Source organism: Citrobacter sp. Ce006 (assembly GCF_030336535.1).
GTDB lineage: Bacteria > Pseudomonadota > Gammaproteobacteria > Enterobacterales > Enterobacteriaceae > Citrobacter > Citrobacter europaeus.
The window spans coordinates 63149-78586 of sequence record NZ_JAOWDO010000072.1; the positions used below are offsets into that span (position 1 = coordinate 63149).

At 44.6% G+C, this 15438-nt stretch carries 15 protein-coding genes; 9 read left to right on the plus strand and 6 right to left on the minus strand.

From position 1 onward, the window contains the following. Position 1 precedes the first annotated feature (1 nt). Genes OGV94_RS14760 through OGV94_RS14770 form a run of 3 tightly spaced genes read left to right on the plus strand, consistent with a single transcriptional unit; the run spans position 2 to position 3517 of the window. Positions 2 to 1495 (plus strand): glycoside hydrolase family 32 protein, encoded by a 1494-nt coding sequence (locus OGV94_RS14760; RefSeq protein WP_080625672.1) that lies wholly within the window; start codon positions 2 to 4, stop codon positions 1493 to 1495. A gap of 12 nt (positions 1496 to 1507) precedes the next feature. Further along, complete coding sequence (locus OGV94_RS14765; protein WP_087053117.1) at positions 1508 to 2521, plus strand: OmpG porin family protein; 1014 nt, start codon at positions 1508 to 1510, stop codon at positions 2519 to 2521. A gap of 45 nt (positions 2522 to 2566) precedes the next feature. Further along, positions 2567 to 3517 carry a PfkB family carbohydrate kinase gene (locus OGV94_RS14770; RefSeq protein WP_286523651.1) on the plus strand — a complete coding sequence of 317 codons (951 nt, stop codon included), beginning with the start codon at positions 2567 to 2569 and terminating at the stop codon, positions 3515 to 3517. A gap of 220 nt (positions 3518 to 3737) precedes the next feature. On the opposite strand, the gene OGV94_RS14775 is transcribed toward OGV94_RS14770, so the two are convergent. Beyond that, on the minus strand, positions 3738 to 4187 hold the full coding sequence (locus OGV94_RS14775; protein WP_047413232.1) for a GNAT family N-acetyltransferase: 450 nt from the start codon (positions 4185 to 4187) through the stop codon (positions 3738 to 3740). 126 nt (positions 4188 to 4313) lie between these two features. Here OGV94_RS14775 and pdxR point away from each other — a divergent pair, with 126 nt between their 5' ends. Next, positions 4314 to 5783, plus strand: coding sequence for a MocR-like pyridoxine biosynthesis transcription factor PdxR (pdxR, locus tag OGV94_RS14780; protein ID WP_286523654.1), 1470 nt, complete (start codon positions 4314 to 4316; stop codon positions 5781 to 5783). A gap of 192 nt (positions 5784 to 5975) precedes the next feature. Then, positions 5976 to 6689, plus strand: coding sequence for a GNAT family N-acetyltransferase (locus OGV94_RS14785; protein WP_286523656.1), 714 nt, complete (start codon positions 5976 to 5978; stop codon positions 6687 to 6689). 158 nt (positions 6690 to 6847) lie between these two features. Here OGV94_RS14785 and OGV94_RS14790 read toward each other — a convergent pair whose 3' ends face one another. Genes OGV94_RS14790 through OGV94_RS14800 form a run of 3 tightly spaced genes read right to left on the minus strand, consistent with a single transcriptional unit; the run spans position 6848 to position 8645 of the window. Beyond that, positions 6848 to 7675 (minus strand): hypothetical protein, encoded by an 828-nt coding sequence (locus OGV94_RS14790; protein ID WP_286523658.1) that lies wholly within the window; start codon positions 7673 to 7675, stop codon positions 6848 to 6850. Beyond that, the gene (locus OGV94_RS14795) at positions 7668 to 8135 is read right to left on the minus strand and encodes a CaiF/GrlA family transcriptional regulator (protein ID WP_286523661.1); all 468 of its coding nucleotides are present in this window, start codon (positions 8133 to 8135) and stop codon (positions 7668 to 7670) included. Before OGV94_RS14795 ends, OGV94_RS14790 begins: the two co-directional genes overlap by 8 nt. Positions 8136 to 8192: 57 nt before the next feature. Next, positions 8193 to 8645 carry a hypothetical protein gene (locus tag OGV94_RS14800; protein ID WP_286523663.1) on the minus strand — a complete coding sequence of 151 codons (453 nt, stop codon included), beginning with the start codon at positions 8643 to 8645 and terminating at the stop codon, positions 8193 to 8195. A gap of 575 nt (positions 8646 to 9220) precedes the next feature. On the opposite strand from OGV94_RS14800, the gene OGV94_RS14805 reads away from it, so the two are divergent. The 4 genes from OGV94_RS14805 (at position 9221) to OGV94_RS14820 (ending at position 14114) form a co-directional block, all read left to right on the plus strand. Next, positions 9221 to 9811 carry a fimbrial protein gene (locus tag OGV94_RS14805; protein ID WP_052128078.1) on the plus strand — a complete coding sequence of 197 codons (591 nt, stop codon included), beginning with the start codon at positions 9221 to 9223 and terminating at the stop codon, positions 9809 to 9811. A 66-nt stretch (positions 9812 to 9877) separates the two neighbouring features. Next, positions 9878 to 12346: a fimbria/pilus outer membrane usher protein gene (locus OGV94_RS14810; RefSeq protein WP_286523940.1), complete on the plus strand. Its 2469-nt coding sequence runs from the start codon at positions 9878 to 9880 to the stop codon at positions 12344 to 12346. A 12-nt stretch (positions 12347 to 12358) separates the two neighbouring features. After that, positions 12359 to 13090 carry a fimbria/pilus periplasmic chaperone gene (locus tag OGV94_RS14815; protein ID WP_286523665.1) on the plus strand — a complete coding sequence of 244 codons (732 nt, stop codon included), beginning with the start codon at positions 12359 to 12361 and terminating at the stop codon, positions 13088 to 13090. A 61-nt stretch (positions 13091 to 13151) separates the two neighbouring features. Next, the gene (locus OGV94_RS14820) at positions 13152 to 14114 is read left to right on the plus strand and encodes a fimbrial protein (protein WP_286523667.1); all 963 of its coding nucleotides are present in this window, start codon (positions 13152 to 13154) and stop codon (positions 14112 to 14114) included. A gap of 80 nt (positions 14115 to 14194) precedes the next feature. Here the strand turns inward: OGV94_RS14820 and cbdX are convergent, their stop codons facing one another. Beyond that, positions 14195 to 14284, minus strand: a complete 90-nt coding sequence (cbdX, locus tag OGV94_RS14825; protein ID WP_003830863.1) for a cytochrome bd-II oxidase subunit CbdX — start codon at positions 14282 to 14284, stop codon at positions 14195 to 14197. A 13-nt stretch (positions 14285 to 14297) separates the two neighbouring features. Next, entirely contained in the window at positions 14298 to 15434 is a 1137-nt protein-coding gene (gene appB, locus OGV94_RS14830; RefSeq protein WP_286523941.1) for a cytochrome d ubiquinol oxidase subunit II, read from the minus strand. Positions 15435 to 15438: the final 4 nt, after the last annotated feature.

Sequence of the window (15438 nt, forward strand, 5' to 3'; positions counted from 1 at the left end):
TATGAAAAAAATAATATTAGTGGTATCTGCCGCTCTGTTGGCGCTTTCGCTTATCAATATGCCAGCCTGGTCGCAGCCGTCTAAAGAAACATTACACAATAAAAGTATTAGCTATGTTAATGATTTTTTTCCGCGGGTAGAAGGTTCTTTTATTGGTGACCCAATGCCTGTTTATAATGATGGTGAATTTGATATTTTTTATCTTAATGATGTGCGTGGTGGTAGCGATTTGGGGGTCCATGCTATTCATTTGCTATCGACTACCAATTTATATAACTATCAGAACCATTCCGAGGTGATTCCTTACGTTAATGACGTTGACGACCCTGAACTATTATTAGGAACCGGTTCGATTGTGAAAGTTGGCGATACCTGGCATGCCTGGTATACCGCGCACAATGAAAATGTGTTTCCGGTTGAGTCCATTATGCACGCGACCAGTAAAGACCGTCTTCACTGGGTGAAACATCCACAAGATACGATCCTGCCAGGCGATAATTATCGCGGGAATGACTTCCGGGATCCTCATGTTGTTTGGGTCGAAGAAAAGAAAGAGTACTGGATGTTAATTACTACCCGTCGCGACGGGCGCGGTGTCATTGCCCGGTACAGTTCAACCGATTTGAATAACTGGGAAGACCGTGGTGTATTTTTTGATAATGACACGATTACCAGTAACTCTAACCTCGAATGTCCGACACTGGTTTTCTTTAACGGACGTTGGTATCTCAGCTTTAGCGACCAATGGCCGCTACGCCTGACCCAGTACCGGGTTGCGGATAATCCTGATGGGCCGTGGCGAAAGATGGACAATTATGCGGTCGATGGCTCGGGGTTTTACGCGGGAAAACTGGCGCTTAAAAACGATCGTCTGTTTGTTTTTGGTTGGATCCCAACTAAGGCAGGAAGCAGTGACAGTGGCAACATTGATTGGGCTGGAAATTTGGTTGTTCATGAGCTCATCGCGGATGAGCAGGGGCAGCTCAAAAGCATCCTCTCGCAGGAACTTCAGACAGTCATTAATGACAACCCCGGTCCGGTGACCACCTTAAAAAGCGGTAAAATGCTAAAAACAGCAACACAGTTTGGTCCATTACAATCTGCGGTATACCCACCGCTGCCCAAACGAGGTGAGTTAAGTGCAACGATAGATATCCCCTCTGCCGGAATGGTGATGAGTTTTGGTCTGATTGACGACAGGGTGAGCGACGCAAAGCTCAACGTTGTGTTCAATAAGAGCAAAGGCAAGGTCTATTTTTTCAATGCACCACTTGCCTCTATTCATCAGGCGAACGCGGAGTCATGGGTAAATGTTCCTCTTGATGAGAAAATAGAGTTACGTGTTTTGCTTCAAGACTCAGTTGCTGTTTTTTATATAAATAACAAAGCCGCATTCAGTACCCGAATGTATTCCATGCCGGAGAAACCATGGAGTATTAGCCTGCCGCAAAATGATAATTTTCACGCCACATTGAAAATAAAAGAAATAATATAACGAGATATTACTATGAAAAACTATCATGCCCTGTCTGTTATTTTTGTTCTTCTGTTTCCGTCGCTGGCGAATGCGAGCATGAGCATCATGAAGGATGCCTCGGGAAAAGTTATTGCTGTGGATCCATGGTCTTATCTGGATGAAGACGTGATGTGGACCTCAACCCGTTCCTCCAACCCCGCCGGTGGTCGTGTTCATGGTCAACTGAAAATGAAATATGCCATTGAGGACAATAACTGGCGTAACAGCCATTTCCACAGCGGAAATGATTCACTGACATTTGTACAAGGGGTGATGCGCCATGATGCGTTACCCGGCTGGTATTTAGCATTTTCTGAAGGTAGAACCACCAACTATAACGGGACATGGGAGGATCAAACATACCTCAGCCAAAATCAGTGGACTCAGTTGATTATCGGCCATGAATATTTCTACAAGCGTCTACGCTATGGCTGGGACGTCATGGGAGGAAGTTCTTCCATCGAGGATCGGTGGCAGGGACGTATCAAATTCTTTACCGATCTGCGTGTTACGGACAGCTTCTCATTCTTTAATTACCTGTATCAGCAGATTGACCATCGTCGTAATGGGGGGGCACAAAATGATCGGGATATACGTTCTTTTCAGATTGAACCTGGCGTTCAATACATTATTAACAATACCACCGGAGTTTGGTTCCGCCAGCAATTCGCTTCTGCAATTTTAGACCGCGCGCAATGGGGGGATATTGATGAAAAAAGTTGGACAACATCAGTCGGCGTCTGGCGTAACTGGGGTAAATTATCCACAACATTTAGCGGTGGATATGGGCATTATAAGAAAAATAATGCGCGGGATGAAGATGGAGAGGTATTCCAGAATACCCGTAACCGTTTTCTGAAATTGTCAGCAAATTATCCATTGACCTCTCGGTTTACGGTGTCCGGGGAGATTACCGGTTCGTTAATAAACCAGAGTGGCAGTTGGGTCACTAATGGTGATGCCATAACGACCGACTATAAGCTGATGCTGGATTATAACTTTTAACAGTCACGTTTAAATAAATGCGTTAATTATTGTTGAGGAAATACCATGAATATCTGGACGCTTGGCGATGCGGTGGTGGATCTTTTACCGCTTGCAGACATGCAATATCAAGCTTGTGCAGGAGGAGCGCCATTCAATGTGGCAATTGGTACTGCGCGTTTAGACAGACAAAGTGGTTTTATTGGCCGGGTTGGTGATGACGATTTTGGCCATTTTCTGAAAAAAACATTGTTCGATGCAGGCGTCTCAACCACAAGCCTTCAGTTGGATAATCAGCACCAAACCAGTACGGTGCTGGTCTCGCTGGGTAACGGCGGAGAACGCGGATTTACATTTTTAACTAATCCCTCCGCGGATCAATATTTAACACCCGCTGCGCTTCCAGGCTTCAGCGACGATATTCTGCACTTCTGTTCCCTGGCTCTGGTTGCCGAGACTTGCCGTGATACATTGGCTACCGCAATCTGTCAGGTTAAGAAATGCGGAGGATTACTGAGTTTCGATGTGAATTTACGCGAACAAATGTGGCCTGATAAATATGAAATGCTCAAGGTGGTGCGCCAGTATTCTTCACAGGCTGACATTCTTAAGCTTTCAGAAGAAGAGTGGTACTGGATGACGGGTACACACGATTTTGCCCATGCGCTCGACGGCCTTAAAGCGCTTCCTGCACAATTGAAAGTTGTGACCTACGGAGCGCAAGGCGCAATGGTGCTTTGGCAGGATAATGTGATCCATTTCAACGGCTATACCGTCGATAGCATTGATACAACTGGGGCAGGGGATGCTTTTGTCGCCGGTTTGCTGGCATGGCTTGCAGACAACCGGATGCCAGAGTCCGTTGAGCAGCTCCACCAGGCTATCGCCTGGGCCAGTGGCTGCGGTGCGCTCGCGACAACCCGCAAAGGCGCACTGACCGCACTGCCGGACAGTGAAACACTGAATGCCTTTATTACACAAAGTCATCTACCGGACTACGAAATAAAAGACGTTTAAGCATAATAACGGCGAGTTTAATAATTTTAACTCTCTATGATCTTTGTGAATGTCCCCGCATCCATCATCGGATGGCGGGGATTTTTACTTTATTTTTGCCATACCGGCTCTTTACCTTTTTGATGCTTGATAGATACATCCTCTGAGTATATCTACTCAGAGGCTAATCTTTTATTTTTTAGTATTGAATAATTAATATTTGTCCTGAGTATTACTTTCCTCACATACGATATTCGATCATCCCGCTCTTTTTGGCAACCCAGTCATACAGTCGTTGTCCACGCAGGTTAGTTTCATGCGTGTGCCAGTATAATCTTGACGCGTGGTGATTCTGTGCTTGCTGTTGAACATACTCGATAAGTTGTTTCCCGATATGTTGACCACGAACCTCTTCACTAACAAATAGATCTTCGAGATAGCAATAATTTGATTCTGCCCAGGTTGAGCGGTGAAAGAGATAATGCACCAGACCCACTATTTTGCCATTATATTTCGCGACAGCACAATAAAGATGCTCACTCGGCGTAAGGAAACGCTCCCATGTTAATTTTGTTACTTCATCTGAAATTTTAGTACGATAAAATGTTTGGTAATTTATCCATAAAGGAAGCCAGTTGTCGTAGTCTTGCTGTTTTGCGGCTTCAATAGTAATACTGTTTTTGTTGTTCATATATCTCTCCTGATATTTTATAAGAACAATGTGTTAGGATGATGATCCTAAGATTTTTATAAATTATCGTAAAGAGACACTTTTCATCTATTGATAGGATCCACTTTTAGCGTAAAGGTTAATACAATGAAAAAAAATAATGCACCTTTATTTCAAGGATTTGTTTTAGGAAAAGGTGTCGTGAAAGAACAGGTCTACCACACTCTTCGTGATCACATTCTTGCAGGCCGATTACCAGCAGGAACGAAGATGCCTTCAACCCGGGCGTTGTCCGAGATGATGTCAATTTCACGAAACTCAGTGATTGCCGGTTATGACCGGCTATTAGATGAAGGGTATATCCTGACCCGCAAAGGGTCTGGAACGTATGTCGCACACAATATTCCGGATCGGAGTATCAGCAATAGCTACCCAAATGTGCAGTCGGGGGGCGTCGTCGCGCCTGATGAACAGGTTCACAGCCGAGATAATCCTGTTCACGATTTATGGTCAAATGAGTATGAAGGGCGCGGCATGAACCGCCTATTCGCGATTGGCGTTGGCTGTACGGATCTCTTCCCGCATGCATTATGGGGCAAGTTGCTGCAACGGGTCTGGAGACAATCCCGACATCAACTGGGGGCTCACACCCATCCTTGCGGATACCTTCCTTTGAGAAAAGCAGTTTGCCACTACATTAAAACAACGCGTGGAGTGAACTGTAACGAAGAACAGATAATCATCGTAAATGGTATTCAACAGGCATTGAACATCACTGCACGAGCGCTGCTGTCGACAGGAAGTGAGGTTTGGCTGGATGACCCGGGTTACAAAGGCGCCCGAGGGGCTTTTATGTCTGTTGGCGCAATGGTGAGGCCGGTACCGGTAGATAGCGAAGGAATGAACGTCCGCTATGGTATTGATCATTTTCCTGACGCTAAGCTCGCCTACGTTGTTCCGTCGGATCAATACCCTTTAAGTGGAACGTTAAGTTTCTCTCGGCGTTTTGAGTTGCTGGAATGGGCGAGGTCTAACCGGGCATGGATATTTGAAGATGATTATAATAGTGAATTCCGTTATGCTGATCGTTCTTTACAAGCATTGCAGGGATTAGATCAGAACCAACGGGTAATTTATGCCGGAACGTTTTCTAAAATGATGTATCCAGAGTTTCGTTTAGGTTTTTTAGTTGTCCCGCCAGGCTTACAAGAACAGATTATGGTGACGAAATATTTTACCGATCTCAGTACCAGCTATCTTGAGCAGGCAGTGATGGCCAATTTTATTGGGGATGGACATTATGCCAGCCATGTGCGTCGAATTCGCAAGGCGTGTTATGAAAGAAGAACTGCGCTGGTCAACGCCATTCACCAATATCTGGCTGATAAAATGATTGTCCAACCTTCGGACTCTGGGGTTCATATTGTGTGCTGGCTTCAAAACGGATTGACCGGAAATGAAGTCGAGGAGAAAGCCAGAGCTCTCGGAATGGGGATACTATCACTGAGTCGTTATTATCAGGGAGATGTCTCGCGACAGGGGATTTTGATTGGTTTTGCTAATCATCCTTCTGAAGCAATTATTGATGGAATACGCCGTCTGGCTCAGGTTATTTAAATTATAATGTTTTCGGCTCTTAGCATTAATGCAGTAAATACGTTTCTTTCGCTACGTGTAAAAATATAGCGCCTGTTTTTTGCACAATAAAATACTGTGGATCCGTAAAAAACACGCATTGTGGTTCTTTTGGTCGGATTGGTTTGATCATATCCTGCGCGGGTTTAGTCCTGTTTTGTAAGAGGTAAGGATATGTCGGGCAGCTTTAATCAATTCCATCAACCCGTAGGTCAGTCTTTGTCTGACTGGAAAGGTGCTCCCTTTCCACAGGCTCAGCAAATGGCAGGTCGCTATTGCAAGCTTGAACGTATAAACGCCGAACGCCATGCAAAGGATCTTTATGAAGCGTACGGCGAAGCAAGCGATAATCGTGACTGGACATATCTGCCAGTTGGGCCTTTTGAAACATTTGATGCCTTCCTGGTTTATGTAAAAAAGATGGAAGAACAGACAGATCCAATGCATTTTGCCGTGATCGATTTAGTCAGTATGAAGCCTGTTGGTACGTTTGCACTGATGCGTATTGATCCCGCAAATGGTGTGATTGAGGTGGGGCATGTTTCTTACTCCGTTCGCATGAAGCGCACGCGAATCTCAACGGAAGTCATATCATTGCTTTTAAAGTACGTTTTTGAGGATCTGGGCTATCGCCGTTTTGAATGGAAATGTGATGCCCTCAATGCGCCTTCCCGTAGGGCGGCAGAGCGCTTTGGCTTCAGTTTTGAAGGTATATTTCGGCAGGCTATCGTTACCCGTGGACGAAATCGTGATACCGCATGGTACTCAATCATCGACGGCGAGTACCCGATACTCCGTCCTGCCTACGATTTGTGGCTCGATGAGGGTAATTTCGATAGCCAGGGACGGCAGATTAAACGTCTTGGGGAACTGATGGAAAGGGGATAAACAAGCAGTAACAGTACGTATATAACATGTTAACTGTTTGCTCCCCAACGTCTACTTGATTATGCGTGTGTGGTGAATGGGGAAAGTCATGGGTTATTCATAGGAGGCTCCCCAGTATAACCTTAGGGGGAGTACCTAATTGTCTTAAATGATATTTTTCACTGAAAATACTCAGCTATGTCAATCTCTTGGTCTAGTGTCTGAATAATTAATAGTAGGTTTTTATTGTTTTCTTTTTTGACTCGATTGCTGGGAAACTCCATTTTTTGATGGCGTTTATAACCTGGTCTATAGTGTTGTAGTAAGGTATTGACAAAAATACCTCGATAAACATCATAACTACTTGTTCCCATACCCAGACGATATAATCCTTTAAGTTTATATAAGCTTACTGTTTTTATATTAATATCTAATATTTTTGCAATTTTCCGAATTGATAAATTACTTGCTAACATGAGTAGAACTCTTATTGATTGTTTTCCTACTCCATAGTTTGATAGCATTTGATAAATATAGATGTTGACATGATATATTAACTCGTCAATATTAGATGGAATAAGGGGGGTAGGATGGTTTTTATCAATATTAGGTTTAACAGTTTCAGGCATGATAAGGCTTGATAACATCGGAAGGATTTTTTTGGGCGTGTTATTCATCCATTCAATAAATTCAATATCCATTGGTAAAAAATATAATGGAACTACGCGGTCGGCATAGTTAAATTTTTGGCCAAAAAATAGTATTCGTCGCTGCTGTAGATAAGGTGTTAATCTGGATAATAACAGGACACTTTCATGTGGCAGTATTCCGAGAATTACTGGCGCAGTGGTATATGCCTCCAATAATTCTACGAGTGATTCTGGTGAGAAGCAGGGCTCAATCTGGGTAGCGGGCGATACCTGATTATACAATCCCTCGATCGCATAAGTTTCAGGCCATTGTAGTGCATAAACGATGAGGCATTCGCTATAGCTAAGGTTATTCATCACCTCCCTCCGCTTTTGCACTCCGCATCATGATAAGGGCTTGCCACACATCTTTGCTACCTGACATACCATTTCCAACTCGTGAACGATAAGATCCCATAATCGTTCTCCGGGATTTTGTATCTGGTTGGTAAGAACTTCTTGTTTTGTTCCTCATTGATTCAATGAGGACGCGTTCTACCCATATTTCATTACATGGGTGGCGCATTCCTGGTTGTGTCTGCAGTCGTGATCGAAAATGAATATAGTTAGGACGACTTAAAATATATGATAGTTGGAAAGAGGCTCTTCGTTCTGGCATAGAAAAAGCCTGAGCAATATCGTTGCGATTAACCCATTTTTTTTGTTGCTGGCACCATAGGGAAATAATGATATACAGTGGTTGCTTTGCGTATTGTGAAACACTTTCGGGTATAATTGCATTGTGATAATTTATTTTTTTTAGTGATTTATTTTTCATGCTATTATCCTATTTAAGACAGTAATGTTGTTGTTAACGTTTGTTCAATTCTTATCTTTACGAAGTTTGGGGTAAAGTTAGTTTAATAGGGTTGGATATTAACATTTGTTTTATGTCAACCTCCTGATCCTGTTCTTTATTTACTGAGGGAGTTGTAGTTGAGTTATCTATTAAATAGCGAATAACCACGTATAAAACAGGCATGCAGTAGATGTCACCTTTTAGACCTTCTTTTACTATTATCTTGCCACTTGTTCTAAAACAACTGAAAAGAAGGTGTCCATTAAGTTGGTTATTAATTAAATCAATAATGAATTTTATTTCAACTTTATTGTTGTCTGGACACAATATTAGTTCCATCAATTTTAATAAGCGATTTATCTTTCTGTCACCAATAATTTCTCTCCACTGATGGAATTTACCAATATTCATATCGCTTAATTGCATTTTTGATCTATGTAAAACTTCGATCCAAAATGTTTCCAGCTGTTTCTGTTTTATATTATTCATCAGCGCACCGTGTGCATTAAAAGTTAAAATAATTATTGTGTCATGAAAACATCCTATTAATAGTATGGATAATATTAAAAGCAAAAAATATCAATCGATAAGATAGGTGACACGCATCAAAATGATAGAAACAGACTTCTGTAATTCGGCATAAATATTTGAGCAATAGAAATGCCCGCGATAAAAGGCCTCAGCATAGGTTTGATTGCTTTATCACAGGTTTATAGCCTCGAACGATAAAGGCGGGTTTTGTCAGAAGTATAGATAGATAGCGTTTCAACTAAATCATTCTGGAAGTTATCTATCTCATTGTTTATCAGCGATATTCTTAGTTTTGGTTATTGGTTTTTGACGTGATGGTTAGCGTTCTACTCGTTATTATCGATCGTAAAGATCGATTTTATTTGTTGTAAACATTATACAAAAAATGATTAGGCTTTTTAGCAATGCTACGAAGTGACGGTTGGTTGATAGCCCGATTTTTCACACAGTGAATAACGATTCCCGTTAACCGATAAGCAGAACAGTATGTCAGGTTTTATCTGTCTAAATTGCCTAAATGAACGGACTGAAAAATGAATAAAGTAAACAAGTTAATCTTATCGGCCTGCGTTGCTGGCGGTATGGCGAACGGCGCATGGGCAGCAGCCCCAACAGGCGCTGATTATGGCCATGGTACCTTACACTTTACTGGTAGCGTGATTAACTCTCCTTGCAGTATCGCCCCGGGAGACGAAGATATTGACGTTCCACTGGGTCAGGTCGCCAATAAAGTTTTAGAAGCTGGTGCTGGTTATTCTCTCACACAGCCAATCACAATTCATCTGCAAAACTGTGATCTGACTGCACATACGGGTGTAACCAGTGGTACTGGAACCATCGACTATCCTGCATTCTCTAAAGTGTCCGTCCAGTTTGCGGGTTCTGCCGATGCGACAAATGCAGATTTGTATGCAAATACGGGTACTGCTCAGGGAGTAGGTATTCGTCTGATGGATACCATGGCGGGAAATATACCACTGGCGGCTAATGCAGTCTCAGCGGATCATGGTCTGACATCTGGCGATAATTTACTGAAATTTGGTGCCCGTCTGGAAAAAAATGGTAATGCAGTTGCAACAGGAACCGTTGCTGCTGATGTTACTTATGCAATGAACTATAAATAAAATATTACCTGTTATCTCAAAACCGTGTTCGTTATCTATTAGTTGAAATCAGATAATTATATGAGTATTAGACCTGCATATCTCGCATTGCTTCTGGCAATCTATTTTCCTGTGGTGAATGCACGGAGTGTTGAGTTTAATACTCATCTTTTAGATACTGATAATAAAAAGAATGTGGATTTGTCAGCCTATTCTAAAGAGGGTTATGTTGCCCCTGGTGAATATATTCTTGATGTTGTTCTTAATGGCCAGACTATTAAAGATCAACAGGTTGTTAATTTTTATTTAAATCAGGATAAAAGTAACAGCTTTGCCTGCCTTACGCCTTCATTGATTGAGCTGATGGCGCTCAAAAATGAAGTCAAGGATAACCTGTCATTTTACCCGGGAACGCAGTGTGTCAATCTTACAGCCCCTGACAGCAGTATCGTATATTCTCCTGACAGCCAGACTTTATCTGTAACGGTGCCACAGGCCGACCTGTTGTACCAGGATGATGAATGGTCTCCACCTTCTCAGTGGGATAACGGAGTCAACGGTTTTATTTTTGACTATAACCTGCTTGGCAGCCGCTATATGCCACACCAGGGGGATACCAGCAGTAATTACAGTTTATACGGTACGTCAGGACTGAATCTCGGCGCATGGCGCTTACGTTCTGATTACCAGTACAACACGACCAGGGGAAGTGGCGAAAACGAGTCATCACTTACTTTCCCGCAAACGTACCTCTTTCGTCCCGTTCCTTCACTCCAGGCCAGACTGGTGATGGGGCAAACGTATCTCAACTCCGATATTTTTGACACGTTCCGTTTTAGCGGAGTATCACTTACCAGCGACGAGCGTATGCTGCCCCCGTCGTTACGTGGCTATGCGCCACAGATAACCGGGATCGCACAAACCCATGCCCAGGTCACCGTATCCCAGAATGGGCGTATTCTCTGGCAGTCTCAGGTACCAGCAGGGCCCTTTGTGGTGCCTGGATTAAGCGAAACGGTCCGTGGAAACCTCGATGTGACCGTGCGGGAAGACAATGGCCAGGTCCATACCTGGCAGGTGAATACCGCCAGCGTCCCGTTTCTTACCCGCAAAGGAAACGTACAGTTTAAAACCTCAGCAGGGAAACCTCTGGTCTACGCTGGCAGCAGCCACACCGTTGAGCCGCTTTTCACAACCGGTGAAATGACATGGGGAGCATTTAACAATACCTCCCTTTATGGCGGCTTTATTGCCAGTGATGGTGATTACCGTGCACTGGCTCTGGGCGTCGGCGAAAACATGGGGGTACTCGGGGCCGCGTCATTTGATGTCACACAGTCGGTGGCACAGATACAAAATCAGCCTCAGCAGACGGGTTACAGCTACCGTTTTAATTACGCTAAAACCTTCGATAAGACGGGCAGTACCATCGCGTTTGCCGGGTACCGTTTTTCTGAAAAAAGCTTTATGTCGATGAGCCAGTATATAGACCGTTCGAATGGCTACGGTTCGTCACTGGCAGAAAAACAGAGCTATGTGCTTACGTTTAATCAGTCCATCAGCTCACTCGGGCTGAACGTTCTGTTTTCCGTGAGTCATCAGAATTACTGGAACAGTAATGCCAGTGAGAACTATACCGCATCACTGAATAAGATCTTTAACCTCGGTCCTTTCCAGGGGGCAACTGCCTCACTGTCTTTGGGGCGTAATCGCACCTTACTTAATGAACAGGATAATCAAATTTATCTTTCATTAACCCTGCCCTGGGATACCCGACGGCAGGTTAGTTACAGCATGCAGCACGACAGCAACGGGCGTATGAATCAGACCGCAACCCTCTATAACCGCCCGTCGGATAAAACCTCCTGGAGCCTGGGAGTCGGTCAGCAGCGTGATGAAGGGCAGCAGGAAGGTACGTTGCTGAACGGCAATATTCAGACAATGACGCCATACGGTCAGGGCAATGCGAACCTCAGTATGCTGAGCCAGCAGTACAGGAGCTTAGGTCTCAACTGGTATGGCTCCTTCACGGCCACGCGTTATGGTGCCGCGTTCCATCAGAACATGGCGGAAAACGATCCCCGGCTGATGATTGATACCGGGGATGTCGCGGGGGTACCTGTTGATAATGATAACGGTGTTACCAACCGCTTTGGTATCGCGGTTGTTCCGGCTGGCTCAAGCTATGAACGCTCAGACATTGCCGTTGATGTTACTGCCCTGCCTGCAGATGTCAGCGTGTCGGGAAATGTCATCAGCAAAGTGCTGACCGAAGGGGCGATCGGATACAAGAAAATTGTGGCGACGAAAGGCGGTCAGTTGATAGGGACTATCCGCCTGGCCGATGGTTCGTTCCCGCCCCTCGGTACGCAGGTGAAAAGCCACAAAGGTAAGGTTCTGGGTATTATCGGCGATCAGGGTTTTACCTACCTTTCCGGGATCAGCCATGACGATCGCAATGATGTCAGCCTCGCCTGGTCACAGGGGCAGTGCAAATTACAGCTTCCTGAAAATTCGGACCTGACGTCGGGTGTACTGTTGTTACCCTGCCATTAATGGAGATGAGAAGTGATATCTAAACGCGTTTATAAACTGTTTGCGTCGCTTGCTGTTGGCTTTTCACTGGTCAGTGCCGGTGCTGCTAATGCGGCTGTAAATATTGACCGGACCCGAATCGTTATGGGAGGGGCTGACAAATCACTGGCAATCACGTTGACCAATCAGAGTAAAACCCAGCCTTATCTGGCACAGTCATGGATCGATGATGCCAGCGGCAAACGCTCAGAATCATATTTACTGGCGTTACCGCCTTTACAGCGAATTGATGCTGGCAAAAAAACGCAGGTCAGAATTATGGCCTTACCGGCTACGGCTTCTCTGGCTAAAGACCGGGAAACACTTTTCTACTTTAACGTCAGAGAAATTCCGCCGAAAAGCGATAAGGAAAATGTGCTGCAAATTGCCCTGCAGAGTCGGCTGAAGCTGTTTTATCGTCCTGATGGTATAAAGAAAAAGGCCAGTGACCGTGTTGAGGAAAATGTTACGGTAACGCGTCAGAATGGTAAGCTGGTGCTTAATAATCCGACTCCCTACTATATTACGCTGGGGTATCTGGGTGCTGATAATAAAGGGAGTTTTCCCGGGTTCGACAGTATTATGATAGCCCCTCTCGCTTCGCAGGATTTTAACGCTAAATTTAGTGGTGATACATTAAACGTAGGATATATTGATGACTTTGGTGGTCTTCATATTAATCAATATCATTGCGCCGGTACACTGTGCAGTCTGAAAAGAAAATAATCAGTCCTTAACGGCATAATATTTATTCTCCATGCTGATGGAGAGGTTTCGGGGGTATCACATGTTAAGAGTTATAATGTTGTTATTTATTTTTGGCGGTGGTTATTTCATGATGCTCCCTGCTTATGCTACAGGCTGTAACTTTGATGGTGGAAATTATCTGGATCTTACTGTACCTCAAATGGCAATTCCGGCAGATACACCGGACGGGACGGTGCTATATACATCACCAAAAATAACTAAGAAAGTAAGTTGCGATAAGGGCATTTATAGCGATTTTCCAACACCAGTCGTGGTAGCTACAACGGCTGACTATAATGCATTTTTAAACGTAAGAAATGGCGTTAAGCTAACTGTGTATGTTGATGGCATTGCGTACGATAATCCGATGAGCCAAACAATAGGTTATACGTCTACCGGATATAACCCATCCTTAAGTAAGGACATATCGATCTGGTTTGACGTTAAGGTAGACAGAAGTATGGGTAAAATCCCTGTTTCAGGTACGTATTTATCTGGCGGATTTCAGAGTTTATTTGTAATGATCCAGTCGAACTTCTCAGCCTCACGAGGTGTTATTAGTCTGTATACCCCGAATATAACCTATATTCCCTGTTCGATGGATGTATCGGTTATCCCGGATACGATTGACTTTGGTACAGTTAAAATAAGTGATATGGAAAAAGGGATGAAGTTACAAAGGAAATTCACCACGTTAATTAAAAAGAGTAAAGGGTGTACCATTGCTGTCAGTGCTCCATTCGGTATTAATATGTACTTTGATCCAGCCACTCCGGTGATGAATGCGGATGGGTCTCTCAACCTGAATAACGGGTTAGGATTATCGATTTCAGATACTTTCGGAAAATATGTTCCCTACAATGCAGCCTGGAAGATTGATGATGTAAAAGTGGATTCAATCCTGAAAAATTATTTCACCGCGAACTTACAAAAGGTATCGGGTCAGGATGTTAAAACCGGGCCTTTTAGCGCGGACGTGGTGGTAAGGCTTAATTATTACTGAAATTCCAGGCCGCTCTTTCGTCATACGGAATGACGACAACAATAACCGGAGGCTGTATGGCACTCCCTCCGGTTTCAGAATTATTTCTGTCGCGACTCAAGCCAGACCAGCGCTAGCGTAGAGAGCGCGCACATCAACAGAATGCCGACAAACCAAAACAGATACCACATCGTACATTCCTCCCTAGTAAAGTTCGTGATTGTGGCGGCGGATCGTTTCTACGTTGATTCGTCCCAGCATCTTGTAATAACTCCACACGGTGTAAAGCAGAACTATCGGTAGAAAAATCAGCACAATAACCAGCATGATGCTGAGCGTCATCTGGCTGGAGGTACTGTCCCACACAGTCAGGCTGGAGAGCGGATATGCGCTTGAAGGCATCACAAATGGAAACAGGGTGATTCCAGCGGTAAAGATCACGCAGGCCTGGGTCAGTGAAGCGCACAAAAATCCCCATACGGTCCGACCTTGCCTGCAGGCATAGATCGCGAGCATCGGGAAAATCATGCCAAGCAGCGGAATAATTAACAGCAGTGGTGAATGATAAAAGTGCGCCATCCACGCGCCTGGTAATATCGTTACCGTTTTTAATAGCGGATTGGAAGGGCCATTAGGATTCTGACTAAGCAACACATAGCCGTCGATCCCCGTCCATAGCCAGTAACCGGCTAACAGAAAGCAGAGTACCACCAACATCGCGCTGCGGTGGGTGGCAGAGCGCGCACGCCGGTGAAGAATGCCGTCGGTTTTCAACTGGAGCCACACGCCCCCTTGCAGAATAACCAGCATCAGGCTTAATGCACCGCATAGCAGGGCAAAAGGAGAAAGCAACTGCCAGAAGGTGCCGAGGTATTGCACATGAAGCTGCGACGTGAACACAAAAGGCACCCCTAAAAACAGGTTGCCGAATGCGACGCCGAAGATAACCGGGGGGACCAGGCTGCCAATAACCAACCCGGCGTCCCACATGACGCGCCAGCGTGCATTAGCAATTTTACCGCGATAATCAAAGGCCAACGGGCGAAAGAAAAGGGCGCACAGCACCAGAATCATTGCCACATAAAACCCTGAAAATGCCGCGGCATAGACCCGCGGCCAGGCCGCGAATAATGCGCCGCCCGCCAGAATGAGCCACACTTGGTTACCTTCCCAGTGCGCCCCGACGCTATTGATTAACACCCGACGTTCATCATCGTTGCGCCCGATTAACGGCAACAGGCAGCCGACCCCCATATCAAACCCGTCAGTGACCATAAAGGCCACCAGAATAATGCCAATCAGCAGCCACCATATGAGCCGCAACGTTTCATAATCCAACATCATT